A 24,695-nucleotide genomic window follows, 5' to 3' on the forward strand; every position below is an offset into this window, starting at 1 on the left:
GCCCTCCGATTCCCGGCCGCCGGTTTGGAGGGCGTCGGCTGGTGGCCGCCGGGGTCACGATGGTCTCCTTCGAGTGAGTTGATGGGGCGGTGTCGTGGTGGTCCCGTTCCTGTGCGCGAAGCCCTGTGCACGCGACAGGCGCAGGAACCGGGTATTCGGCGGCTTCGGCTTACCGACCGGCCTGAGGCGCCGAAGCGGGTGCCGTACACGGGTAGTCCTAGACGCTGACCGGTTGGACGGTCACGGGTGGTTGGGCGCGGCCGGCGTGCAGCACTGACCACGGGGTGCGGGTGCTGACGCCGTCCTCCTCCTGCTGGAGGAGGTTCTCCGCGAGGCGCTGGCGTTGGACTTCGCCTGTGCCAGCGGGTGCGTAAGTGGTCTGCAGGTCGCGTCAGACATGCTGGCTGTCGGCCGGCCGACAGACCCTCACCCGACGCATCACAGACCAGATCATGTTCCCGCACGATCCCGAGCGGGACGCCGGGGTGCGGGCCTGGCGACTTGCGCAGGTCGACGGCGCCATGGCCTGCGAGAAGCGACTGGGCCCGGACACGGTTGTCCTGCCGACCGATGACGCGAGCCCTGGCAACTGGCCGAACGCATCCTCGCCGAGGCGGACCAGCACGCCCCTCGTGTGACGGGCTGAGGGCCTCGGTGGATGTTCTGGCTGGACCGTGACGTCCCCGTCCGGGGTTCCGGCTGCCGCCCGGCCGCTGTGGGAGAGTTGGTCACTGTGAAGATGCTGCTCTTTCATCCCGCCGCAGTCATCGAGCCGGACCGTCCGGTGCTGAGCGCCCCGCCGGCCCGGACCGTCAACCCGACAGCCCGCGACCGAGCGTGTCCGGTCCCCGCTTCCTGTTCCTTCCCGAGCTGGTGACCGGCGAGCGCGTCCCGCGGGCGATCGATGTGAGCCGCCTTCCCTCTGACGTCGCGGCACTCGTCGGCGCCCTTGAACCCGGCGAGAACCTGGTCGTCATGAGGGACGGTGAGCCGATCGCAAGGATTTCCAGCACCCTGGGCACGGTCATCGCCCGGGGCATGCCGGACGTGGCCGCCGAAGAGCCGCGCACCGCTTCCGGGAACCTGACGGTCGTCGTGACCGCGATGAAGCTGTCGGAGTCGGCCCGAGTGTCCCTGTCCGACCAACTCGGCGCCGACTACATCGTGCTCGACATCCAGGCGGCGCCCGCGACCGCTGACGTGCTGCTCGTGCCGCCGGTCAGCCCGCAGCTGATCGCCGGCCTGCGCAGGGCCTTCCCCGAGGCCCGGGTCATCGTTGCCGAAATCGAGGACGACGAGCTCGGAGTCAGCTACCACGGACCTGTCCGTCGACTGCTCGACGCGGGCGCGGAGGCGTATCTGCCGGCGACGACCGTCCCCCGCCTCGCGCGCCAACTCGACCGCACGCTCACCGAACGGAGCCAGCTCACCAGCGGCGTCCGGCCACCACCGGAGATCGAACCAATGATGAGAAACGAGCTTCCCGAGAGCGAATGACCGGGTGTTCCCGGGCATGGAGGCAGACAGATCGGCCGGCGCGGATGGCGGACTCGGCGGCCACAGTGTGCCGTGCGCGTACAGGGTCTGTGTCGCGACGGAAACGCCTCCCCGAGCACTGGAAAGGGCCGCGACACGGCCGCCGTCCGAGGCGGAGGACCGAACTACCCGTCTTGTGCGGTCGCTGCAAGGGGACGAGGAGGCGGCGAACTGGTGCAATCGAGACGGCGGTTCGCTCGCAGGTGTTCTGACCAGTCAAAAGGTCGCCGGGCGGCACGATGAGGCACTATGCAGCACGAACGCTCATGGTCCTGGAACACGTAGGGCGACGCGGGGCCGCGCGGCTCGATCAACCGCACCGCCTGGGACACCAAGGCGCGGAAGCCTGTGCTCGCGGATGCGGGAGTCAACCCGCCGCTGCTCAAACGACAGTCGGGCGAGAAGCCGTCTCGTGTAGGGGAGCCGAGCCGCGGCCTGCGGCTTTTCATCCTGGCCTGCTCGCTGATCGTGCGGGCACGCCCCACGGCACCGCACCGCCCCCGAGAGGCGGTGCAGGCGACCGCCGGTGCCGCGCTCCCGGACTTCCCGGACAGAACACCCAGGACACTCCCCGGGCGCTCAAACCGCGGGTGGAGAGGAAGAGGTGCGGAGGGCTGCGGCGTCAACCCTGGGCTCGATGACGGCGTGTGCGGCCGGACCTAGGCTGCATCCGTCGTCCAGCCGATGATCAGAGGTGCACGGGTGTCGGTGCCGGTCTGATGTCGGGTCCATAGAGGGGAACCTGTCTTGGAACCAGCCGCTGCACCCGTCGTCGACCTTCCCGCCATACCGTTGCCGCAGCCGGACCTCCTGCAAGCTCCTCCGCTGGCCGGGGAGTTGCGCGAGAAGTGCCCGTTCGCCAAGGTACGCACGCCCGCCGGCGACGAGGCCTGGCTGGTCACCGGGTACGAAGCCATCAAACAGGTCTACTCCGACGACCGCTTCGGTGTCTCGCACCGCGATCCCGAGCACGCTCCCCGGCTCGGCGCCTCCACCCTCATCGGCGGACCGGGCGGAAACTTCGACACGGAGCCCGAAGACCGCATGCGGCTTCGTGCGCGGCTCTCGCCCTTCTTCTCACCCAAGAGCATGGAGGCCTTCCGGCCCCGTATGGACGCTCTCGTGGAGGAGGTCCTGGACGACATCGTCGCGCAGGGCCCGCCCGCCGACCTGCACAGCGAGCTCGCCGTCCGGCTGCCCGTCAATGTCATCTGCGAGCTGCTGGGTGTGCCGCGCGAGGGCCGTCTCCCGTTCCGTGAATGGACGCAGGGCATCGCCGGTGTACGGGACGAGGCGCTGTCCCGCGACTGCATGGCCAAGCTGATGAGCTACACCGGGGACCTGGTCGCGGAGAAGCGCCGCAACCCCGGCGACGACGTCCTGTCCAGCCTCTGCGCCGCCGACGGCGGTGGCCTGGACGACCGCCATGTCGCCTTCCTGGCCGCGATGCTGCTCTTCGCCGGCCACGAGACCACCGTCGCCCGCCTCGACCTCGGGGTCCTGCTGCTGCTCGCCCACCCCGAGCAGCGGGAGATCCTCGAAAGGAACCCGGACCGGATCGGCAGTGCCGTCGAGGAGATCCTGCGGGTGGTGGTGCACGGCGGCGCCAAGGAGACCTTCCGGTACGCCCGGGAGGACGCCGAGTTCGACGGCGTCAGGATCAAGGCCGGTGAACTCCTCGTGCTCTACAGCGCGGCCGGGAACCGCGACACACGCGCATTCGCCGATCCCGAGTCCTTCGATGTACTGCGCTCGCCGAAGCCGAACCTCACTCTCGGCTTCGGGCGCCACTACTGCCTGGGCGCGCCCCTGGTCCGCATGGAGCTCGCCGCCGTCTTCTCCCGCATCTTCGACAAGCTCCCGGGGCTGCGACTGACCAAGCCCATCGGAGCGTTGGGGGTCAACAGCGGCTCGCTGCACGGCGGGATCACGGAGCTGCCCGTCACCTGGTGAGGCCGATTGCTCGCTACGAGGCCGCCGCCGTCAGGAGATCACGGCGGCGGCCTTCCGTGTGGCGGCGGCCAGTTCCCGGGCGCGGGTGCGGGCCCAGGTCTCCGCTTGCAGGACGTCCGGGAAGGTCGGCTGGGTTCCCGGGGTGGGCCGCCCGTTTTCGGCCACGACCTCGGCGACGGTGTCGACGATGGCGTTGAAGGGGAGGGTGCCGGCGAGGAAGGCGTCGACGCATTCCTCGTTGGCGGCGTTGAACACGGCCGGGGCGGTGGAGCCGAGGGTGCCGACGTGGCGGGCGAGTTGCACAGCCGGGAAGGCCTCGTTGTCCAGCGGTAGGAACTCCCAGCTGGAGGCCTTGGTCCAGTCGAAGGCGGGGGCGGCGTCCGGGACCCGCTCGGGCCAGCCCAGGCCGATGGCGACGGGGCCGCGCATGTCGGGCGGGGTGGCCTGGACCAGGGTGGAGCCGTCGGTGAACTCGACCATGGAGTGGACGTAGGACTGGGGGTGGACCACGACCTCGATCCGGTCGAACGGGATGTCGTAGAGCAGGTGGGCCTCGATCACTTCCAGGCCCTTGTTCACCAGGGTGGCCGAATTGACGGTGATCACCGGGCCCATCGCCCAGGTGGGATGGTTCAGCGCGTCGGCGGGGGTGACCTGTGTCAGGTCGGCCCGTGTGCGGCCGCGGAAGGGGCCGCCGGAGGCGGTGAGGACCAGTTTGCGGACATCGGCTCGGCTGCCGGCGGCCAGGGCCTGGAAGAGGGCGGCGTGCTCGGAGTCGACGGGGATGATCTGCCCGGGGTGGGCGAGGGCCTTGACCAGGGGGCCGCCGACGATCAGTGATTCCTTGTTGGCCAGGGCGAGGGTGCGGCCGGCCTTGAGGGCGGCGAGCGTGGGGGCCAGGCCGATGGAGCCGGTGATGCCGTTCAGCACGGTGTGGCAGGGGGCGGCGGCGAGCTCGGTGGCGGCGTCCGGGCCGGCCAGGATCTCAGGGATCGGCCGGCTGCCGTAGTGGGCGGCGAGCGCCTCGCGCAGTGCGGGGACGGCGTCGGTGCGGGCGATGGCGACGGTGTCGACGCGCAGCCGCCTGGCCTGCTCGGCGAGCAGGGCGACCCGGGTGCCGGCGGCGAGGCCCGTGACCCGGAACCGATCGGGGTTGCGCTGGATCAGGTCGATGGCCTGGGTGCCGATCGAACCGGTGCAGCCGAGAATCACGACATCCCGGCGCCCTTGGGCCGCGTCGAAGACCAGATGCGGATCGGCGAGAGGGGCCGCGACCCCGGCGGCGCCCCTCACGGTGTCCCGGCGGGCAGCGCCGCGACGATCGGGTGGTCCCGCTCGATCAGACCCAGCTTGCCGGCGCCGCCGGGCGAACCGAGCTCGTCGAAGAACTCGACGTTCGCCTTGTAGTAGTCCTTCCACTCGTCCGGAGTGTCGTCCTCGTAGAAGATCGCCTCGACCGGGCAGACCGGCTCACAGGCACCGCAGTCGACGCATTCGTCCGGGTGGATGTACAAGGACCGGGAGCCCTCGTAGATGCAGTCGACCGGGCACTCCTCGATGCACGCCTTGTCCTTGACGTCGATGCAGGGCTGGGCGATCACATAGGTCACTGCGGTCTCCTTGAGTGAGGTGCGCGGTGCGAGGGGACGGTCCAGGTGTCGTTGCCGGTGAGGAGGGTGGTGAGGTCGCCCTTGCCGTTGTTCTCGATGGCGGTGTCGAGTTGGTCGGCCATGAGGGTGTCGTAGACGGGCCGGTCGATGTTGCGGAAGACCCCGATGGGGGTGTGGTGCAGGGTGTCCGGGTCGGCGAGCCGGGACAGAGCGAACGCGGTGGTGGGTGATGCCGTGTGCGCGTTGTGGACGAGGATCCGACCCTCGTTCTCCGGCGTGACACGGACGACCTTCAGGTCACCGGTGGTCGCGTCCCGCACGACACCCTTGGCGCCTTCGGTGCCGAAGCGGATCGGCCGGCCGTGTTCGAGGCGGATGACCGCCTCGGCGGCCTGCTGCTTGTCCTTGAGGGGTTCGAAGGCGCCGTCGTTGAAGATGTTGCAGTTCTGGTAGATCTCGATCAGGGCCGTGCCGGGGTGGCCGGCGGCCGCGCGCAGCACCTCGGTGAGGTGCTTGCGGTCGGAGTCGATGGTGCGGGCGACGAAGGAGGCCTCCGCGCCGAGCGCCAGCGACACCGGGTTGAACGGCGCGTCCAGTGAACCCATCGGCGTGGACTTGGTGATCTTGCCGATCTCGGACGTGGGGCTGTACTGGCCCTTGGTCAGGCCGTAGATCCGGTTGTTGAACAGCAGGATCTTGAGGTTGACGTTGCGGCGCAGGGCGTGGATGAGGTGGTTGCCGCCGATGGACAGGGCGTCGCCGTCCCCGGTGACCACCCACACGCTCAGGTCGCGGCGGGAGGACGCCAGCCCGGTCGCGATCGCCGGGGCGCGGCCGTGGATGGAGTGCATCCCGTAGGTGTTCATGTAGTACGGGAAGCGGGAGGAGCAGCCGATGCCGGAGACGAAGACGATGTTCTCCTTGGGCAGGCCGAGTTCGGGCATGAAGCCTTGGACGGCGGCCAGGACCGCGTAGTCGCCGCAGCCGGGGCACCAGCGCACTTCCTGATCGGACTTGAAGTCCTTGGCGGCCAGGGGGAGTTCGGTCCGGGGTACGAGGGAGACTGCCTCAGCGGGCATCGATGGCCTCCTGAATGCGCAGCGCGAGCTGCTCGGCCTTGAACGGCATTCCATCGACCTGGGAGCAACTTTCCACGTCCACCAGGTACTTCGCCCTGAGGAGGGTGGCCAGTTGGCCCAGGTTCATCTCGGGAACGAGGACGCGCTCATAGGCGCTCAGAACGTCGCCGAGATTGCTCGGGAAGGGGTTGAGGTGGCGCAGGTGGGCCTGGGCGACGGGGTGGCTCTCGGCGCGCAGCCGGCGCACCGCGGCGGTGATCGGGCCGTAGGTGGAGCCCCAGCCCAGCACCAGGGTGCGGGCACCGTCCGGGTCGTCGACGGTGAGGTCGGGCACGGCGATGTTGTCGATCTTGGCCTGGCGGGTGCGGACCATGAAATCGTGGTTGGCCGGGTCGTAGGAGATGTTCCCGGTGCCGTCCTGCTTCTCGATGCCGCCGATGCGGTGCTCAAGACCCGGCGTGCCGGGGATCGCCCACGGCCGGGCGAGAGTTTCCGGGTCGCGCTTGTAGGGCCAGAACACCTCGGTGCCGTCGGCCTGTTGGTGGTTCGGTGCGGTGGCGAACCGGACCCGCAGGTCGGGCAAGCCGTGCACGGCCGGGATCCGCCAGGGCTCGGAGCCGTTGGCGAGATAGCCGTCGGAGAGCAGGAAGACCGGGGTGCGATACGTCAGTGCGATCCTTGCCGCCTCCAGGGCCGCATCGAAGCAGTCCGCGGGGGTCCGGGGGGCGACGACGGGCACCGGCGCCTCGCCGTTGCGGCCGTACATCGCCTGCAACAGGTCGGCCTGCTCGGTCTTGGTGGGCAGCCCCGTCGAGGGACCGCCGCGCTGAATGTCCACGATCAACAGCGGCAGTTCCAGCGAGACGGCCAGCCCGATGGTTTCCGACTTCAGTGCCACACCGGGCCCGGAGGTGGTGGTCACCGCCAGCGAGCCGCCGAAGGCCGCACCCAGCGCGGCGCCGATGCCGGCGATCTCGTCCTCGGCCTGGAAGGTGCGCACTCCGAAGTTCTTGTGCCGGGAGAGTTCGTGGAGGATGTCGGAGGCCGGGGTGATGGGGTAGGAGCCCAGATACAGCGGCAGGTCGGCCTGGTGGGCGGCGGCGATCAAACCGTAGGACAGGGCCAGGTTCCCGGAGATGTTGCGGTAGGTGCCGGTGGGGAAGGCGGCGCCGGCGGGGGCGACCTGGTAGGAGACCGCGAAGTCCTCGGTGGTCTCCCCGAAGTTCCAGCCCGCATGGAGGGCCGCCAGATTCGCCCGCATGATCTCGGGCTTCCTGCCGAACTTCGCCTTCAAGAACCGCTCGGTGCCCTCGGTGGGCCGGTGGTACATCCACGACAGCAGGCCCAGCGCGAACATGTTCTTCGACCGCTCAGCCTCCTTGCGGGACAGCTCGAAGTCCTTCAGCGCCTCCACCGTCAACGTCGTCAGCGGCACTGGATGTACGTGATAGGCCGCCAGCGAGCCGTCCTCCAGAGGAGAGACGTCGTAGCCGACCTTGGCCATCGCCCGCTTGGTGAACTCGTCGGTGTTGACGATGATCTCCGCGCCGCGCGGCACGTCCGCGATGTTCGCCTTCAAGGCGGCCGGGTTCATCGCCACCAGCACATCGGGCGCATCGCCCGGGGTGAGGATGTCGTGGTCGGCGAAGTGCAGCTGGAAGCTGGACACACCGGGCAGGGTGCCGGCGGGCGCCCGGATCTCGGCCGGGAAGTTCGGCAGCGTGGACAGGTCGTTGCCGAACGAGGCGGTCTCCGAGGTGAACCGGTCACCCGTCAGCTGCATTCCGTCGCCCGAGTCACCCGCGAACCGGATGATCACCCGATCCAGCTGCCGCACCCGCTTGGCCTCGGGGATCTGCGCGGGGGTGGTCTCAAGGGGCTGCTGGGGCCCGGTCTCACGGACCTGCATGGGACACCTCCAGGACGGAACGCCGGCGATCGTCCAGCGGGCCGGGCCGCCGGTCCAGCCGGGCACTGAGGATGTCGGCCGCCTCATGCTGCCGGCCGTCCGATATCAAGGCGTACAACAGGGTCTCCTCCACGACCTCGTGCTGAGCGGCACTCCCGCCGACCGACGAGAGCCGGGGCCGCAGTCGGCGCAGTGCGGCGACGGCCGCCGGCCAGCGCTCCTCGACCACCGCGGTCAGCGCCTCGCACAGCGGTGCGATCACCTCCCGGAAGACGGGGGAGTCGTGCCCGTGCGCATGCCGGTGCAGCGCCCGCAGACGCCGTACATCAGAGGCGGCCGCCAGCGCCACCGCACAGTGCAGGGCGGCGAAGGCGGTGGGCGGAGCCTCCAACCAGCCGGCCGGCACCACGTCGAACAGCGCGTCCACGGGCAGCGGCCCCGGCCAGCGGTCCGCCATCCGGCACCGCCACAGCAGCGAGGCCGAGTCCACCACGGCCCGGACCCCGGTCACCGCCGGAGGCGCCAGCTGCTGCTGGTAGCGGCGGAACACCGCGTCGCCGTCGGCCAGCATCAGCTCGTGCAGGGCGGCATGCCAGGCGAAGTGCGCCCGATGGTCCGAGCCGGCGCCTTGCTCGCCCAGCCAGCGGTCCAGCCAGGTCAGGCCACCCCGGTGCTGCCCGGTCTCGTAGAACACATGGGTCCTGGCATGCACCGCGTGCCCGGCCGCCGGTTCCGCGGCGAGCGCCCGGCAGGCCAGCGTCTCGGCCTCCTCCCAGCGCTCCTGCTCCTGGCGTACGAAGGCGAGTTGGCCGAGATACCACCAGTCCTCGCCGTAACTCCCGGACAGACCCTCGACCAGCTGCCACGCCTGGCGGCCGCTGGTCACCCCGTCGAAGGAGATGGTGGGCACGGCGAGGGAGACGGCCAGCGCATCCCGCGGATGGGCCGCGACATGGCTGAGCAGCGCAGCGGCGCCCGCCGGTCCGCCGTCCCGGATCCGTTCGGTGACCGCCGCGACGAAGCGGCGCTCGCGTTCCGTGGCCCGGGTCGCGGCCCGCCCCGCGCGGTCCAGTGCGGCGCCCACCTCGACCCGCCCGCCGTGCTCATGCCCGAGAAGCGCCAGCACCGCATGGCCGAGCGCGAAACCGGGATCCGCGGTCAGTGCCTCGCAGAGCAGTGGAACAGAGCCGTGCTGTCCCTTCAGGATCCGGTCCAGCGCTTCCCCATAGCGGGCGGCCGCCTCCGGATTCGTGGTCAACCGGAGACCGAACCTGTCCCTGGACGGGCGGCGGTCCGCCGGCCCAGGGCCGGCGAGGAGGGAGACCACGGCCTCGGCGGTGCGGTCCGCCTGGACCCGGATCTCCGGGATGGCGGTGGATTCGAGGAGCTCACCGCGCCGCAGTGCCCCGATGGCCCACATCGCCGGAGTGCCGGCCGGTCCGGCCGCGGTCCGGAGCAGACCGTCCTCGCCGGTGTCGAGGCCGAGCCCGGTGGGATGGACCCGGGCCAGCCCCGAGTCGAGCAGGCCGCGGATGAACGGGTCGTCGATCGCCGTCCAATCGGCCCGCGGGCCCGTGCAGTTGACCACGGCGCCGACCTGGAGCCGGGTGCCGTCGCTGAGCCCGACCCGTATCCCCTCCGCGGTGATCTCCGCGTCGGTCAGCTCGGCTGCCCGGACGCGCACCCGCCCGGCCTCCCGGGCGGCGTGCAGGGTGCTCGCCGAGGCCGGTGGGATGCGGTGCCGGTGCACCTCCCACAGCCGCAGGTCCTCGGCCAGGAAGCGGCTGCGGTCGGCGGTGGACAGCTGCTGCCACAGGGCGGCGGTGACCTGCCGAATGCTGTCGAAGGCCGGCCGCCAGTCCCCGGACTGGCGTCGGCCGCGAGCGAGATGGGCGAGGACCGTACGGCGCAGCTCCGGCAGCCCGATGGCACCGGGGATCCTGGGCGCCGGGCAGGCGGCGGCCGAGGCGGTGGTGTGCGGCTGCGGCACCAGGCCGTGCCGCGACACCGCGTGCACCACCCGGCCCGGCCGCTCCAGACCGATCGCCACATCGACCATGGTCAGTCCGGTCCCGACGAGCAGCACGTCCTGCTCGTCGGGTACGGAGTCGAGCGCGCCCGGGCCCCAGGGGGAGACGATGAAACGGTGGGAGCCGACGATCGAAGCCGGGGCCCAGGAGCAGTCCGGGGGGAGGCTGCCGAGCGCGAGAACGGCGGAGTCGGCCTTGAGGGTCTGCCCGGAGGAGAGCTTCAACAGGAGTCGGCCGCAGCCGTGTTCGGCAGCGGTGACCCGTTCGTGCAAGCGGTGCAGCCGGGCAGGGCCGCCCGGCGCCGCCAACTCGTCCAGCACCTCGGACAGATACTCCCCGTACAGCGCACGGGGCACGAACGCGGCCGGCGTCGCGGCGGGCAGCCGCCGGGTGACCCAGCGGACGAAGTGCTCGGGGTCCTCGACGAAGGCGCTCATCCGGGCCGCCGGCACATTGAGCACATGCCGGGGGTCACTCGTGGCATAGGCGACGCCGCGGCCGGTGTCCTCGGCAGGGTCGACGCACCACACGTCCAGCGCGAGCCGGCACCGCCGGGCGTGCTGAAGGAGACGAGCCGCGGTGAGGGCGCCGGCGGCACCGGCACCGACGACGGCGACCTGGGCGGTCGCGCGCGGACGGGCTGGGCGGCTCATGGCTCGGTCCCTTCGGTCGTCGTACAGGCCGTGAGAGTGGCCCCGTCGGCCGGGGCGATGAGCAGGAAGGAACCCGTGTGCCGGGAAGCGGCATAGGGGTCGAGGGGCAGCGGCTGCGCGCTGCGCAGCACCACCGCGCCGAGGTCGTTGACGTGCAGCGCCCCGGGTGCGCGGACCGGACCGCCGCCGGGTCCGCGACCAGGGTCGATCGCGTACAAGATGTCCTTGACGATCGCCTTGACGGTGCGGGTGGTGTGCTTGATCAGCACCCGGCTGCCGGGCGTGAGCGGTCGCTCGTGCAGATGGCAGACGGTGGCGGTGATGTCCTGGGTGAGGTGGGGGAGCCGGGAGGTGGGGGCGATCAAGTCGCCTCGGGAGACGTCGAGTTCATCGGCCAGGCGGAGCGCGACCGACTGCGGGGCGCGGGCCGCGGGCACGTCCTGACCGAGCACGTCGATGGCGGCGATTGTGGTGGTGTGCCCCGAGGGCAGCACGGTGACCTGTTCGCCGACTCGCAGGATGCCGGCGGCGATCCGGCCCGCGTAGCGGCGGACGCCCTCGTGCCGGATGACGTACTGGACGGGGAGACGGGCCGGGGCCGCGCCGAGATCCTCGTCGGCGGAGACCGCTTCAAGGTGCTCGAGGATGGTGGGGCCGCCGTACCAGTTCATGTGGGGGGAGGGCTCCACGACGTTGTCGCCGGCGAGCGCCGAGATCGGGATCGTGGTGATCCCGGTGATGCCCAACTCGCCGGCGTATGCGGTGAATTCCTCTGCGATGGCGGCGAAGAACTGCTCCTTGTACCCCACCAGGTCCATCTTGTTGACGGCGAGGGTGACGTGGGGGACGCGTAGGAGCGCGGCGACGGCGGCGTGGCGGCGGGTTTGTTCGACGACGCCTTTGCGGGCGTCGACCAGGACGAGGGCGAGGTCGGCGGTGGAGGCGCCGGTGACCATGTTGCGGGTGTACTGCACGTGGCCGGGGGTGTCGGCGAGGATGAACCGGCGCTTCGGGGTGGCGAAGTAGCGGTAGGCCACGTCGATGGTGATGCCCTGTTCGCGCTCGGCGCGCAGGCCGTCGGTGAGCAGCGCCAGATCGGGGGCGTCCCCCGTCGATGCGCGCCGCACCGCGTCGAGCTGGTCGCTGAGGATCGACTTCGAGTCGTGGAGCAGCCGGCCGACGAGGGTGGATTTGCCGTCGTCGACGGAGCCGGCGGTGGCGAAGCGCAGCAGGGTGGTGGCCGACCGGTGCGCTGCGGCAGTCGTCATCAGAAGTACCCCTCGCGCTTGCGGTCTTCCATCGCTGCCTCGGAGAGCTTGTCGTCGGCGCGGGTTGCGCCGCGTTCGGTGAGCCGGGAGGCGGCGATCTCGGCGATCACGGCGTCCAGGGTGGTGGCGGTGGAGTCGACGGCGCCGGTGCAGGACATGTCGCCCACGGTGCGGTAGCGGACCTGGCGCATCTCGACCGTCTCGTCGTCCTTGGGTCCGCCCCAGTCGCCGGCGGTCAGCCACATCCCGGACCGCTTGAACACCGGCCGCTGGTGTGCGAAGTAGATCTGCGGGAGTTGGATGTGTTCGCGGGCGATGTACTGCCACACGTCCAGCTCGGTCCAGTTGGACAGCGGGAAGACGCGGACGTGCTCGCCGGGAGCGTGACGGCCGTTGTAGAGCTGCCACAGCTCGGGGCGCTGGCGGCGCGGATCCCACTGGGAGAACTCGTCACGCAGTGAGAAGACGCGTTCCTTGGCGCGGGCCTTCTCCTCGTCGCGGCGCCCGCCACCGAAGACGGCATCGAACTTCTCCGAAGCGATCTTCTCGGTCAGGGGCAGGGTCTGCAGGGGGTTGCGGGTGCCGTCCGGGCGCTCGCGCAGCTTTCCGCTGTCGATGTAGTCCTGTACGGACGCCACATGGAGGCGCAGCCCATGTGCGGCCACTATGCGGTCGCGGTAGGCGATGACCTCGGGGAAATTGTGTCCGGTGTCCACATGCAGCAGCGTGAACGGCACCGGTGCCGGCGCGAACGCCTTCAGCGCCAGGCGCAGCATGACGATGGAGTCCTTGCCGCCGGAGAAGAGGATCACCGGCTTCTCGAACTCGCCCGCCACCTCACGGAAGATGTGCACCGCCTCGGACTCCAGCACGTCCAGATGCGTGAGCGCCGCCGCCGGGACCGGCAGAGCCGTCGTCATACCGACCACCCCTCACTGTCCGCGTCCCAGCCCAACAGCCCCCGCGCCACAAGCAGTCGGCGTACGGCCGCCGCGCTCTCCTGAACCGTGCGACCCTGCGTCTCCAGCCGCAGATCCGGCTTGTCCGGTGCCTCGTACGGGTCGTCGACGCCGGTCAGCCCCGATATCTCGCCGGCCGCCTGCTTGGCGTACAGCCCCTTCACATCGCGTACGGAGCAGACCTCCACCGGCGTGGCGACATGCACCTCCACATAGGGGACGGCGCTCAGCTCGTGCCGCAGCCGCACCAGATCGCGGCTGTCCGCGTATGGCGCGATCACCGGGACCAGCGTGATGACGCCGTTGCGGGCCAGGACCTCCGCCACCATGCCGATCCGCTGCACATTGGTGTGCCGGTCCTCCCGGCTGAAACCGAGGCCGGCCGAGAGGAAGCGGCGGATCTCGTCGCCGTCGAGCACCTCCACCCGATGGCCGTCAGCCCGCAGCCGGCCCGCCAGCTCAAGCGCGATGGTGGTCTTGCCGGAGCTGGGCAGCCCCGTCAGCCAGACGGTGGCCCCCGCGGCCGCCGGCGGTCCGTCCCACCCGGCGGCGAACGCAATGCTCTTCACGCAACCCCCCACTCGGACAAGGCGCCGGTCAACCGGCCAGCCGGGACATGGCGTCCTGGCAGGCGGCCTCGAGTCGCTGACGCTGCTCGTCCGGGAGCGAACGCCACCCCGAGGGCCGGTCGGAGACCAGCCCGGCGGCCTTCCGCAGCCAGGACTCGGAGGCGTCCACCGGGCCGATGAAAGCGGCCAGTTCGGTGAGAGTGCCCGCGGTGTCCTCGACCAGCCGGTCATAGCTGAACTGCAGCAGCCGCCCGGGCTCCACCTCGCGCAGTCCTTCGAGCCCGGTGGTGATCTGGTCCGACCAGGCGTGCCCGAAGTCCTCCACCGGCAGCTCGACCGACTCGAAGGCGGACAGCTCGAAGGTGTCCGGCATCAGCGGCACCAGGTCCGCGGGGATCGACACCCCCGGCGGTACGTCCTCGACGTACGGGTTGACGCCCAGCTCCTGCTGGAGCCGCATCGACACCGCGCCGAGCCGGAACGCGCCGCTACGGCTCATCGAGTACGCGCACTCGCGGCCGTCGCGGTAAAGATGCACGAACCGCGCGTCGGGGAACAGCCTGACGAGCTCCGGCACATGGCGCAGGGAGAATCCGGACCGCTCCGCCCACACCTTCGCGCCGAATCGGTCCCGCAGCCAGCCGAAGAGCCGCCGGTGCTGCTCGGCGACCTCGGCCGTACCGAGGCTCCGTACGAACTCCTCGATCTCCGCGTACAGGGCCTCGGGCCGGTCGGTGAGATGCGGCAGCGAGGTCACCAGGATCGGCGGAATGCCGGTCGAGGCATTGAACGGGCGGCTGGGCGAGGCCTCGTACAGGAACTCCTCGACGGGCGCGCCCACCCGGTACGCGGAGGTGACGAACGGGTGCGGAGTGCTGAGCAGACTCCAGTACTCGGCGGCCGTCAGCTCACCGGCGGGGAAGGGACCGGTGAGGAGCAGCCCGAAGAACTCCGACAGGCTGAGTACCTCCGGGTTGAGCCGGAGCATCTCGGACAGCAGGGTCGATCCGCAGCGTCCGGTCGACACCACGAAGACGGGGGGCAACTGGCTCACGAGTACTCCCTGAGATTCATCGGTACGACGCTGGGACCGGCGTCGGCGGCTTGTCCGTGGAGGCCGAACTCATGGCGGACACGCAAGATCCGCTGGGCGGTCCAGGTGATCAGCAGGGCAGGCAGCACGGTGGCCGCGGCCGCCGGAACACCGGCACCCCAGGCGATCAGGGCGCCCGCCAGCACCACCCGTTCCAGGCAGATCACCTCGTGCATGCGCAGGGCGTACCGGCGGGAGGGAACCCCGGCCCGGAGCAGCAGCACCACCACCGTCCAGAAGGCGCCGACCGCCGCGATCAGCAGCATCACCCAGCCGAGGTTCACCGGCCGGTGCAGGAACAGCGGGGCGGTCGCGGCCAGTGCGGTCCACACCGCCGCCAGTCCGGCGATCACCCGCACCGTGGTACGGACACCCTTGCGCACCGGCAGCGTCAGATAGCCGCCCTCTTTGTCGCCGTCCATGTCCCGCAGGGTGCCGACCAGGTTGGAGGCGCTGTCGTGGAAGCAGAACACGGCGGACACGGCGATCAGCTCAGGACCGATGTGTCCGCCTCCGAGCAGGACCCCGAACAGGAAGGCGAAGGAGGTGAGCGAGCCGCGCACCAGATTGCCGCTGAGGCCGCGGGCCTTGAAGAACGCGTTGTACGACACCCCCACCACGGTCGCCAGGCCCACCAGGGCCACCGCATGCCAGTTGAGCAGCAGCGTCCACGCGGCGCCTGCGGCGATCAGGCCGATCATCGCGGCGAGGGCGGTGGAGGCGCGCAGCCGGCCCGAGGGGATCGGCCGCTGCGGCTTGGCGATCGCGTCCAGCTCACGGTCGAAGTAGTCGCCGCCGTACAGGCCGGCCAGCCAGCCGAGGGTCGGGATCGCCCAGGCCGCGAGGAGCCGGGCGCCACTGGTGGAGTCGGCGGCCAGGGCGGCACCGGCCAGGCCGACCAGGCCGACATAGCAGCTGGTGTACGGCCGCCAGGTTTCCACATGAGCGGAAAGGCTGCGCATCAAACCGGTCATGAACCTCGGGTCCTTTGGAATTCCGGAATATCCGCTTGGGTGTCACGCTGACCGCCATCCTGGGGTTTCCGGTGGGATCCGGAAAGGCTTATGGGGGAGTGGATTCGGGTAGCCCGAGCGGGTGCGCCGAACGGGGAGTGCCCGATCGGCGCACGCTCTGAAGAGGGAAGATGACAGACCGTCGGGCTGCCCGATCGGCTACCCCGAACGGAATTGACACCCACTCAATCCCTACCCCAGCATTTCTGGCGTGATGTCTAGCCGGTTTCCTTGTCGATCTGGATGGTGAGCCATGAGCGCAGGAATTCAGACCCATGTAGCAGATTTCCCCGCGGATTCCGCCTTCTCCGCGGAGCGGGCCGACGAGGAACCCGTTATGCGGGAGCTGTACGACCGGCTCAGCACCCGGTGGGACGCCGAGGACAGCCTGCTCGGCGACATGTGCCGGCACGCCCAGGTCCCCATGGGCAAGCTGTTCCGCCCCGTACTGCTCCTGGAGTCGGCGCTGGCCGTCGGAGGTGACATCGCCCATGTGCTGCCCGCGGCGGTCGGCACCGAGAGCGGCCATGTCGCCAGCCTTGTGCACGACGACATCATCGACAACGATCTGATGCGCCGCGGCAGACCGGCCGTGCACGCCAAGTTCGGCGCGGACAACGCCATCGTGGCCGGCGACGCCATGCTGTTCGACCTGTTCCGCTGCCTCGCCGAGTGCCGGCAGGCCGGCGCGCAGGACAGCCGGATCGTCAGCGCCCTCGAGGTGGTCGCCAAGGCAGGCCTCGAACTGTGTCGCGGCCAGAGCCTGGAGTACGAGATCACTCAGGGCTCCAGCCGCGATGTGAACCGCTACATCCTGATGATCAAGCTGAAGACCGGGGCGCTGTTCCGCGGCGCCTGCCAGGCCGGCGCGCTGCTCGGCGGCGGTGGCCGGCAGGAGATCGAGGCGCTCGGGATGTACGGCGACGAGCTCGGCATCGCCTTCCAGATGTGCGACGACCTCTTCGCGTACACCGGTGACGACGACACGGCCATCGGCAAGTCGCTGCTCAGCGACATCCGCAACAAGCGGATGACGCTGCCGGTGCTGCTCGCCTACCAGCAGGCCGACCGCGATGGCGAGAGGCTGCTCGACGCGGCCTTCGACCCCGAGCTCGACCCGGCCGAGGCTCTCGCCATGGTGGGCACGGTCATCCGCCGGACCGGCGCGGTGGAGGCCTCCCGGGCCATGGCCCTGCGCCACGCGAGCGCCGCCGAGCGGGCCCTGGACGCACTGGCTCCGACGCCCAGCAGACACCGGATGGCGCACCACGCCCGGATGGCGGTGAGCCGCCTCAGCTAGCCCTCACTGCCCGGCCCGCCGGCAGCCATTGGACAGACGTCCGTCACCAGCCGCAAGCGTCAGTCAGAGAGGGGAGTACGTCCGGTGGCACAGCACTGCGAACCTGCCGAGGACACCGCCTACGATGTGGTGATCTGCGGTGCCGGCGTGGGCGGTCTGACCCTGGCCGCGGTGCTCGGCCGACAGGGCCGCCGGGTCCTGCTGGTCGAGAAGCAGCGCCGGTTCCGCATGATGCACAAGGGCGAGCTCATCCAGCCCGGCTCCCTCACCGTCCTCGACGAACTGGGGCTGCTGCCGCATCTGTACGCGGCCGGCGCGCTCAAGGTCAACGCCCTGGCCTGCCGCACCGCGGACGGCGCCGACCTGGTCACCCTCGACTACGGGCTGATCACCGGTGCGTACCGGCACGGCCTGGTGCAGAGCTACAAGGACATGCTCGACACCCTCGCGGACCGGCTCGGCCCGACCGTCACCTTCTGGCGGGGCACCCGCGTCGAGGATCTGATCCGGGACGACACCGGACGGATCACCGGGGTGTCGCTGAACCGCGAGGGCACCCCCTGCCGGGTGGCGGCCGCGCTGACCGTCGCCTGCGACGGCCAGGCCTCCAGGCTCCGGGACGCTGCCGGCATCCAGGTGGCCATGCACCGCTACGACCACCAACTGGTCGGTTTCGAGATAGAGAAGGCCCCGCCGCTCGGCCCCGACATGAACGCCCACCTCACCCGACACGGACTACGGGCGCTCTTCGAACTCCCCGGCGACCGGGCCCGGTTGTACGTGCAGATCCCGGTCGGCTCCTTCCGCGAGGTGGGCCGGGCGGGAGTGGCCGGGTGGACCGAAGGCATCCTCCGTACGATGCCGGCCTTCGACGCGATCGCCGAACCGCTGAAGGACTGCCTGGAAACCGTCCAGGTGCTGTCCGCCTGGCGGTTCGTCGCCCCCCGTTGGTCACGGCCGGGCTTCGCACTGCTCGGGGACGCGGCGCACTGCGTCCACCCCATGGTCGGGCAGGGCATGAACTCCGCGATCGGAGATGCCTGGTCGCTGGGGAGCGAGCTGGCCGAGGAGCCGGCCGGGGGGCGCCCCCTCGGGCCCGCCGAGGTCGATGACGCCCTGCGGCGCTACGAGGCCGTACGGCGCCCCCGGCTCGAGTTCGTCTCCCGGCTCAGCCACAACCTGGCCACCCTGCTCACCACCACCTCGCGGACGGGGCGCCTGTTGCGGCCCTCCCTGCTGCGCCGCAACCAGTCCAATGTCCGGCTCCGTCGGCACATCACCCAGAACGTCGCGGGACTGACGGCGCAGCCGTTCCGCGCCCGGGACTGGATCAGTGCATCCGGTCTGCTGCCCCGTCCCTCCGGCAGGCCGCTTCCTGCTCGAGCCGAGGAGATCCGCCCATGACCCCACCCACCACACTCAGCGCAGTGAACCTCCTGAGAACCGCCTCCGAACCCCGCGCCCTGCGCGCCATGACAGCACCGCAACTCGCCGCACTCGCCCAGGAGATGCGGGACCTGATGCTGGACGTGGTGGCGCGCACCGGTGGCCATCTGGGCTCCAACCTCGGGGTGGTGGAGCTCACCATCGCACTGCACCGCGTCTACACCTCACCGTACGACCGGCTGCTGTTCGACACCGGCCACCAGGTCTACCCGCACAAACTGCTCACCGGCCGCTGGAACCGATTCGCGGAGCTCCGCAAGAGCGGTGGCCTCTCCGGCTATGCCAGCCAGGCCGAGTCCGAGCACGACGTGATCGAGAACTCGCACGCCTCCACCGTGCTGTCGTACGCCGACGGGCTGGCCAAGGCCTACCGGCTGACCGGGCAGGACGACCGCCAGGTGGTCGCGGTCATCGGGGACGGCGCGCTCACCGGCGGTATGGCCTGGGAGGCGCTCAACAACATCGCGGCCGCCAAGGACCGCCGGGTGACCGTCGTGCTCAACGACAACGGCCGCTCCTACTCCCCGACCATCGGCGGCATCGCCGAGCACCTGGCGGCAAGCCGCGAGGGCACCGGCGAGCAGCCGCCCGGTGAGCTCTTCCGCTCGCTCGGCCTCGGCTATCTCGGACCGGTCGACGGACACGACATCACCGCGCTCGAAGCCGCTCTCACCGAGGCCAGGACGCTCGGCCCCACCGTGGTGCACGTGGTGACCCGCAAGGGCTTCGGCTATCCGCCGGCCGAGGCGGACGACGACGAGAAGTTCCACGCCCCGGGCCTCTTCGACCCGGCCACCGGCCGCAAGCTGCCTTCCGCCGGCACCTCCTGGACCGGGGTGTTCGGCAAGGAGATGGTGCGCATCGGCGCCGAGCGGCCGGACGTGGTGGCCCTGACCGCGGCCATGATGGGCCCCACCGGCCTCGCCGGATTCTGCGACGCGTACCCCGAGCGCACCTTCGACGTCGGCATCGCGGAGCAGCACGCGATGGGCTCGGCCGCGGGACTCGCGCTCGGCGGGCTGCGACCGGTCCTCGCGGTGTACGCAACCTTCCTCAACCGGGCCTTCGACCAACTGCTGATGGACGCCGCGCTGCATCGGCTCGGCCTCACCGTCGTACTCGACCGGGCCGGTGTCACCGGCGACGACGGGCCGAGCCACAACGGCATGTGGGACCTGTCGATCCTGCAGGTGGTGCCGGGTTTGCGGATCGCCGCACCGCGCGACGCGACCCGGTTGCGCTCGCTGCTCAGGGCCGCAGTCGACATCCCGGACGGTCCGACCGTGGTGCGCTTTCCCAAGGGCGCGGTGCCCGAGGACCTCCCGGCGATCGGCCGGATCGGCGAGCTGGACGTACTCAGCGCCACCGGCGCGCAGGACGTCCTCGTCGTCGCCGTGGGCCCGCTGGCCCGGACCGGCGTCGAGACCGCCGCGCTGCTCAGGGCGCAGGGCTTGGGCGCCACCGTGGTGGATCCGCGCTGGGTCAAGCCGCTGGACCCGGCGCTGGCCGCGGTGGCACGGCGGCACCGGCTGGTGGTGGTCGCCGAGGACAGCTGCCGCAGTGGCGGCGTCGGAGACGCGGTGGCCCGCCTGCTGCGGGACGCCGATGTGGACACTCCGGTCCGCACCTTCGGGATCCCCGCTGCCTTCCTGGAGCACGCGGGCCGCGCCCAGATCCTCGATCAGATCGGGCTGACCTCACGTCATATGGCGCGCTGTGCCACGGAGTTCCTGGCCAGGCGCAGCCCGATGCGCTGGCCGCTGCCCATCTCGCTGGGTGGCCCGCATCCGTTGAGCTCCACGCCGGCCACCAGGGAGACCGCCTCATGACCGACCTCGCCATGCCCGCCTTCCCGCCGCCCGCACTGGCGGCCCGTCGGTCCACCCGCCAGTTGAAGGTGGGGCCCGTCGGGGTGGGGAGCGCCCATCCGATCTCCGTGCAGTCCATGACCACCACACTCACCGCCGATGTCAACGCGACCTTGCAGCAGATCGCCCAACTCACCGCGGCGGGCTGCGACATCGTGCGGGTGGCCTGCCCGAGCGCGGACGACGCGGAGGCGTTGCCCGCCATCGCCGGAAAGTCGCAGATCCCGGTGATCGCCGACATCCACTTCCAGCCGAAGTACGTCTTCGCGGCGATCGACGCGGGCTGCGCGGCGGTCCGGGTGAACCCGGGCAACATCCGCAAGTTCGACGACCAGGTCAAGGAGATCGCCGAGGCGGCCCGCGACCGGGGTACCCCGATCCGGATCGGGGTCAACGCCGGTTCCCTGGATGCGAGGCTGCTCAAGAAGTACGGCAAGGCCACCCCGGAGGCGCTGGCCGAATCCGCGCTGTGGGAGGCCGGGCTCTTCGCCGAGCACGGCTTCCACGATCTGAAGATCTCCGTCAAGCACAACGACCCGGTCGTCATGATCAGGGCGTACGAGATCCTCGCTGAGCAGTGCGACTACCCGCTGCACCTCGGGGTCACCGAGGCCGGACCCGCCTTCCAGGGCACGGTCAAGTCCGCCGTCGCGTTCGGCGCACTGCTGCGCCAGGGGATCGGCGACACCATCCGGGTCTCGCTCTCCGCCCCTCCGGTGGAGGAGGTCAAGGTCGGGCTGCAGATCCTGCAGTCGCTCGGGCTGCGGCCGCGCAAGCTGGAGATCGTCTCCTGTCCGTCCTGCGGCCGCGCCCAGGTCGACGTCTACAAGCTGGCGGACCAGGTCACCGCGGCGCTCGAAGGCATGGAGATCCCGCTGCGGGTCGCGGTCATGGGCTGCGTGGTGAACGGGCCGGGCGAGGCGCGGGAGGCGGACCTCGGGGTGGCCTCGGGCAATGGGAAGGGCCAGATCTTCGTCCGCGGCGAGGTCGTGAAAACGGTGCCGGAGCGGCTGATCGTGGAGACCCTCATCGAGGAGGCACTGCGGCTGGCCGAGGAGTCCGGCGCCGGCGCGGGCACGGAGGAGCAGTCGTGACCGGCCGGCAGAGCGGACAGCAGAGTGGTCCGGGCAGCGGGCGGCGCGTCCTGCTGGCGAAGCCGCGCGGCTACTGCGCGGGTGTGGACCGCGCGGTGCGCACGGTCGAGCTGGCCCTGGAGCAGCACGGCGCCCCTGTGTACGTACGCAAGCAGATCGTGCACAACATCCATGTGGTCAGGACCCTGGAGCGGCGCGGGGCCGTGTTCGTGGAGGAGACCGGCGAGGTGCCCGAGGGCGCCGTGGTGGTGTTCTCCGCGCACGGTGTCGCGCCCTCGGTGCACGAGGGCGCCGCGGCCCGCGGGCTGCACGCCATCGACGCGACCTGCCCGCTGGTGACCAAGGTGCACAACGAGGCCCGGCGGTTCGCCGCGGAGGACTACGACATTCTGCTGATCGGGCACGAGGGGCACGAGGAGGTCATCGGGACCGCGGGCGAGGCACCCGAGCATATCCAGCTCGTCGACGGTCCCGAAGACATCGGACGAATCTCGGTGCGGGACCCGGAGCGGGTCGCCTGGCTGTCCCAGACCACTCTTTCGGTCTCCGAGACCCAGGAGACGGTGGCGGCGCTGCGCGACAGGTTCCCGGCGCTGGCCGGGCCGCCCTCGGACGACATCTGCTACGCGACCCAGAACCGGCAGACCTCGGTACGGCAGATCGCCGCCGAGGCGGAACTGGTCATCGTGGTGGGTTCGGCCAACTCCTCCAATTCCAAGCGGCTGGTGGAGGTGGCGCTGGAAGCCGGCGCCCGGGCGGCCCACCTGGTGGACTACGCGGCAGAGCTGGACCCCGACTGGCTGGAGAACGTGCACACCGTCGGGGTTACCAGTGGTGCCTCGGTGCCCGAGGTGCTCGTACAGGATCTGCTGGAGACACTGGCCGACCATGGTTTCGACGACCTGCTGGAAATCGAGTCCGTACCGGAGCGGATGCAATTCGCATTGCCCAGAGAAGTGCGGGCGGAACGGATGAGAACGGCACCCGAGTAACCCGAAAGGTAAGTTCGAGCCGATCAATGCGATGGGAGCGGCGCAATGGAATGGGTTACTCGCGAGTTGTGCAAACCTCCCTGGCGTGGTTGCGGATTTCGGCACATCTGCCGTCCGGTATGAGGCTTCAATTGAAGCAGACGGGGCCTGTTCGGGGCGTCAACCCGAGGGTTGACGCCCCGAAGTGCGGGGGCTGCCGGGTCGGCGGATCCGTCAACCCGGGGTTCGATGCGCCGTGGCCGGAAATGAAGTGGCTGAAATCGGTGGGCCGAAAGGCGGCGAGCCGGGGGCCGGGCGGCGGGCGGGAAGCGGCTACATCGCGGGGGTCAGCTGTGACTCCGCCAGCAGGCCCCGCTGGAGGGCGAGCGACACGGCCTGGGTGCGGTTCGAGCAGTTGAGCTTGGCCAGCACGTTGGCCACATGGCGCTTGACTCCGTGCTCGGAGATGCCGATCCGTGGCGCGATCTGTTTGTTGCTGTACCCCTGGGAGAGCAGGGTCAGCACGTCCAGCTCGCGCTGGGTGAGCAGCTGCCGGCTCTGGTGCGGGCCGTTGCGCAGGGCCCTGGGGCGCTGCAGCAGTTGGCCTGCGACGCGGACCGGGAGCATGACCTCCTCACGGCGCTCCAGCCGTTCCAGGGCGCCACTCATGTGCTCTGTGGTGATGTCGTCGAGCAGGACCAGACCGTGCGCGAAGCGCTGCGAGTACTCGACGAAGGAGGGGTCGTCGAGGCTGTGCAGGATCAGTAGTGTGCGCAGGTGGTCCTGGGCGGCCCGGACTTCGAGGGATCTGATCTCGTCGATTCCGATGGTGGAGGACATGACCAGGATGCCGGCGCGCCCGGGTCGCCGGCGTCGCTCCTCGAGGGCGGTGTCGAGACTGGGGGTGGTTTCGCAGCCGGTGACACTTGCCACCGTTTCGATGGAGCGGAACACAGCCACGAGTCCGAGCCGTATGACTTCATTCGGCTCTATGAGTAGTACTGAGTTGCCGCCGGGACAGTAATCCCCGATGGAAGGCTGCTCGGCTTCGGCAATATTGGGCATACCTGACATTCTCCCCGTTGTCCGTCAGTGATGCGGGCTCCCATCGCATGGCCGATTATGGCACTTCGTGCACCGATCCGGCCAGGAAAAGTGTTTTTATTTGACTGCCGGGCATTGTCCTCTCGTTGCCGCTTGATTTGCCCCGGGCGCACAAGAGCCCCCCGATTCCCGAATTTAGGGAATCATAGGGGGCTCTTTGTCGTTGCTTGGGATTACTCTTATCCGGCGTGGTCGGCGGCGGCCGTACGGGGCCTGGGGCCCTCGGCGCGGCGAGCCACCGCTCCCATCCGGCTGGTCACCCGCAGCGGCAGAAGCCGCAGCCCCACGCCGAGCACACTCCAGGGCCAGGCCGGCACACAGGCCCTGGCCGGCTCGCGCTCGATGGCGGCGGCCAGCCGGCGGCAACCGGTCTCCGTGTCGACCACCAACCTCCGCTGGCCCTCATGGGTGTTGGACTCAGATCGGATGTATCCGGGCAGCATGGTGCTGACCTTCACCTGGGTTCCCATCACCTCCGCGCGGATGCCCTCGGCCAGCGTCAGCACCCCGGCCTTGCCCGCCGCGTACGCGGTGAGCGCGCCGGGGAAGCCCTTCAGCGCACTCATGGAGGAGATCACCACCAGATGGCCCGAATGCTGCTCCCGGAACACCTCCATGGCCGCCTCGCACTGGGCGAGGGCGGCGGTGAAATTGGTGTTCACCGCGCGAAGGTTTCGCTCGAAGCCACCCGTGCCCACCGGACTTCCCTCGCCCGTACCGGCGTTGACGACCACCCGGTCCAGCGAGCCGAGCTCCGCGCGGAAGGAGCGGAACACCTCGAACACCGCTGCGTGGTCGGTCACATCGAGCTCGCGCACGGCCACGGTGATCGAGGGATGCGCCGCGAGCAGCTCCTCTCGCAGGTCCTTCAGCCGGTCGCCGCGCCGCGCACACAGCGCGAGATGGCGGCCGCGCCGGGCGAACTCCCAGGCCATACCGCGACCGAGACCGCCACTCGCGCCCGTGATCAGGATGTTCTTGCGCATGCCCACTCCCTCTTCCGGCTTCCGGCTCCTCGGCGTGACAAGGCCGCGCGACAAGGCCTACTCGACCAGCCGGATCGCCGACGTCGGGCAGCCCGAGACGGCGCTCCGGACGACCGCTTGCCGCTCGGCGGACGGCTGGGCGCGGAGCACTTGGACCACGCCGTCCTCCTCGCTCTGGTCGAAGGTCTCGGGATCGGTCAGCACACACATGCCGCTGCCGCAGCACAGCTCTCGGTCAACCTCGATACGCATGA

Annotated in this window: 21 protein-coding genes; 8 read left to right on the top strand and 13 right to left on the bottom strand. The window is 70.3% G+C overall.

The genetic code is table 11. The features are described 5' to 3' along the window. The first annotated feature begins 452 nt into the window (after nt 1–452). From RKD20_RS31320 to RKD20_RS31330, 3 genes are all read left to right on the top strand, one after another. Nucleotides 453–638 carry a hypothetical protein gene (locus RKD20_RS31320; protein WP_424880626.1) on the top strand — a complete coding sequence of 62 codons (186 nt, stop codon included), beginning with the start codon at nt 453–455 and terminating at the stop codon, nt 636–638. A 199-nt stretch (nt 639–837) separates the two neighbouring features. After that, on the top strand, nt 838–1,497 hold the full coding sequence (locus tag RKD20_RS31325) for a hypothetical protein (protein WP_424880627.1): 660 nt from the start codon (nt 838–840) through the stop codon (nt 1,495–1,497). Between the two features lie 786 nt (nt 1,498–2,283). Then, nucleotides 2,284–3,489 (top strand): cytochrome P450, encoded by a 1,206-nt coding sequence (locus RKD20_RS31330; RefSeq protein ID WP_424880628.1) that lies wholly within the window; start codon nt 2,284–2,286, stop codon nt 3,487–3,489. A gap of 30 nt (nt 3,490–3,519) precedes the next feature. Here the strand turns inward: RKD20_RS31330 and dxr are convergent, their stop codons facing one another. Genes dxr through RKD20_RS31380 form a run of 10 tightly spaced genes read right to left on the bottom strand, consistent with a single transcriptional unit; the run spans nt 3,520 to nt 15,633 of the window. Then, nucleotides 3,520–4,782 (bottom strand): 1-deoxy-D-xylulose-5-phosphate reductoisomerase, encoded by a 1,263-nt coding sequence (dxr, locus tag RKD20_RS31335; protein ID WP_424880629.1) that lies wholly within the window; start codon nt 4,780–4,782, stop codon nt 3,520–3,522. Continuing rightward, nucleotides 4,779–5,099, bottom strand: coding sequence for a ferredoxin (gene fdxA / locus RKD20_RS31340; RefSeq protein ID WP_381332315.1), 321 nt, complete (start codon nt 5,097–5,099; stop codon nt 4,779–4,781). Before fdxA ends, dxr begins: the two co-directional genes overlap by 4 nt. Continuing rightward, nucleotides 5,096–6,178, bottom strand: a complete 1,083-nt coding sequence (locus tag RKD20_RS31345; protein ID WP_424880630.1) for a 2-oxoacid:ferredoxin oxidoreductase subunit beta — start codon at nt 6,176–6,178, stop codon at nt 5,096–5,098. The genes fdxA and RKD20_RS31345 overlap by 4 nt, the downstream gene beginning before the upstream one ends. Beyond that, a complete protein-coding gene (locus RKD20_RS31350) occupies nt 6,168–8,087 on the bottom strand; it encodes a 2-oxoacid:acceptor oxidoreductase subunit alpha (protein WP_424880631.1) in 1,920 nt (639 codons plus the stop codon). The genes RKD20_RS31345 and RKD20_RS31350 overlap by 11 nt, the downstream gene beginning before the upstream one ends. After that, entirely contained in the window at nt 8,074–10,770 is a 2,697-nt protein-coding gene (locus RKD20_RS31355; protein ID WP_424880632.1) for an FAD/NAD(P)-binding protein, read from the bottom strand. The genes RKD20_RS31350 and RKD20_RS31355 overlap by 14 nt, the downstream gene beginning before the upstream one ends. Beyond that, nucleotides 10,767–12,038, bottom strand: a complete 1,272-nt coding sequence (locus tag RKD20_RS31360) for a sulfate adenylyltransferase subunit 1 (protein ID WP_424880633.1) — start codon at nt 12,036–12,038, stop codon at nt 10,767–10,769. The genes RKD20_RS31355 and RKD20_RS31360 overlap by 4 nt, the downstream gene beginning before the upstream one ends. Beyond that, on the bottom strand, nt 12,038–12,958 hold the full coding sequence (gene cysD, locus RKD20_RS31365) for a sulfate adenylyltransferase subunit CysD (RefSeq protein WP_424880634.1): 921 nt from the start codon (nt 12,956–12,958) through the stop codon (nt 12,038–12,040). The genes RKD20_RS31360 and cysD overlap by 1 nt, the downstream gene beginning before the upstream one ends. Then, complete coding sequence (cysC, locus tag RKD20_RS31370; protein WP_424880635.1) at nt 12,955–13,566, bottom strand: adenylyl-sulfate kinase; 612 nt, start codon at nt 13,564–13,566, stop codon at nt 12,955–12,957. Before cysC ends, cysD begins: the two co-directional genes overlap by 4 nt. Nucleotides 13,567–13,594: 28 nt before the next feature. Continuing rightward, entirely contained in the window at nt 13,595–14,620 is a 1,026-nt protein-coding gene (locus RKD20_RS31375) for a sulfotransferase (RefSeq protein WP_424880636.1), read from the bottom strand. Further along, entirely contained in the window at nt 14,617–15,633 is a 1,017-nt protein-coding gene (locus RKD20_RS31380) for a UbiA family prenyltransferase (RefSeq protein ID WP_424880637.1), read from the bottom strand. The genes RKD20_RS31375 and RKD20_RS31380 overlap by 4 nt, the downstream gene beginning before the upstream one ends. Before the next feature lie 292 nt (nt 15,634–15,925). Between RKD20_RS31380 and RKD20_RS31385 the strand changes: the two genes are divergently transcribed. From RKD20_RS31385 to RKD20_RS31405, 5 genes are all read left to right on the top strand, one after another. Next, the gene (locus tag RKD20_RS31385; RefSeq protein WP_424880638.1) at nt 15,926–16,972 is read left to right on the top strand and encodes a polyprenyl synthetase family protein; all 1,047 of its coding nucleotides are present in this window, start codon (nt 15,926–15,928) and stop codon (nt 16,970–16,972) included. Between the two features lie 84 nt (nt 16,973–17,056). Then, the gene (locus RKD20_RS31390) at nt 17,057–18,376 is read left to right on the top strand and encodes an FAD-dependent oxidoreductase (protein WP_424880639.1); all 1,320 of its coding nucleotides are present in this window, start codon (nt 17,057–17,059) and stop codon (nt 18,374–18,376) included. A gap of 23 nt (nt 18,377–18,399) precedes the next feature. Continuing rightward, the gene (locus tag RKD20_RS31395) at nt 18,400–20,247 is read left to right on the top strand and encodes a 1-deoxy-D-xylulose-5-phosphate synthase (protein WP_424880640.1); all 1,848 of its coding nucleotides are present in this window, start codon (nt 18,400–18,402) and stop codon (nt 20,245–20,247) included. Continuing rightward, on the top strand, nt 20,244–21,380 hold the full coding sequence (gene ispG / locus RKD20_RS31400) for a flavodoxin-dependent (E)-4-hydroxy-3-methylbut-2-enyl-diphosphate synthase (protein ID WP_424880641.1): 1,137 nt from the start codon (nt 20,244–20,246) through the stop codon (nt 21,378–21,380). The genes RKD20_RS31395 and ispG overlap by 4 nt, the downstream gene beginning before the upstream one ends. Beyond that, nucleotides 21,377–22,372 (top strand): 4-hydroxy-3-methylbut-2-enyl diphosphate reductase, encoded by a 996-nt coding sequence (locus RKD20_RS31405; RefSeq protein WP_424880642.1) that lies wholly within the window; start codon nt 21,377–21,379, stop codon nt 22,370–22,372. Before ispG ends, RKD20_RS31405 begins: the two co-directional genes overlap by 4 nt. A gap of 312 nt (nt 22,373–22,684) precedes the next feature. Here the strand turns inward: RKD20_RS31405 and RKD20_RS31410 are convergent, their stop codons facing one another. The 3 genes from RKD20_RS31410 to RKD20_RS31420 form a co-directional block, all read right to left on the bottom strand. Next, nucleotides 22,685–23,191, bottom strand: a complete 507-nt coding sequence (locus tag RKD20_RS31410) for a response regulator transcription factor (protein WP_424880643.1) — start codon at nt 23,189–23,191, stop codon at nt 22,685–22,687. A gap of 443 nt (nt 23,192–23,634) precedes the next feature. Then, complete coding sequence (locus tag RKD20_RS31415) at nt 23,635–24,441, bottom strand: SDR family oxidoreductase (RefSeq protein ID WP_424880644.1); 807 nt, start codon at nt 24,439–24,441, stop codon at nt 23,635–23,637. Between the two features lie 57 nt (nt 24,442–24,498). Then, nucleotides 24,499–24,693, bottom strand: coding sequence for a ferredoxin (locus tag RKD20_RS31420; RefSeq protein WP_424880645.1), 195 nt, complete (start codon nt 24,691–24,693; stop codon nt 24,499–24,501). Nucleotides 24,694–24,695: the final 2 nt, after the last annotated feature.

Origin of the sequence: Streptomyces sp. SLBN-8D4 (genome assembly GCF_049739545.1) — a bacterium.
Classification (GTDB): domain Bacteria; phylum Actinomycetota; class Actinomycetes; order Streptomycetales; family Streptomycetaceae; genus Streptomyces; species Streptomyces canus_C.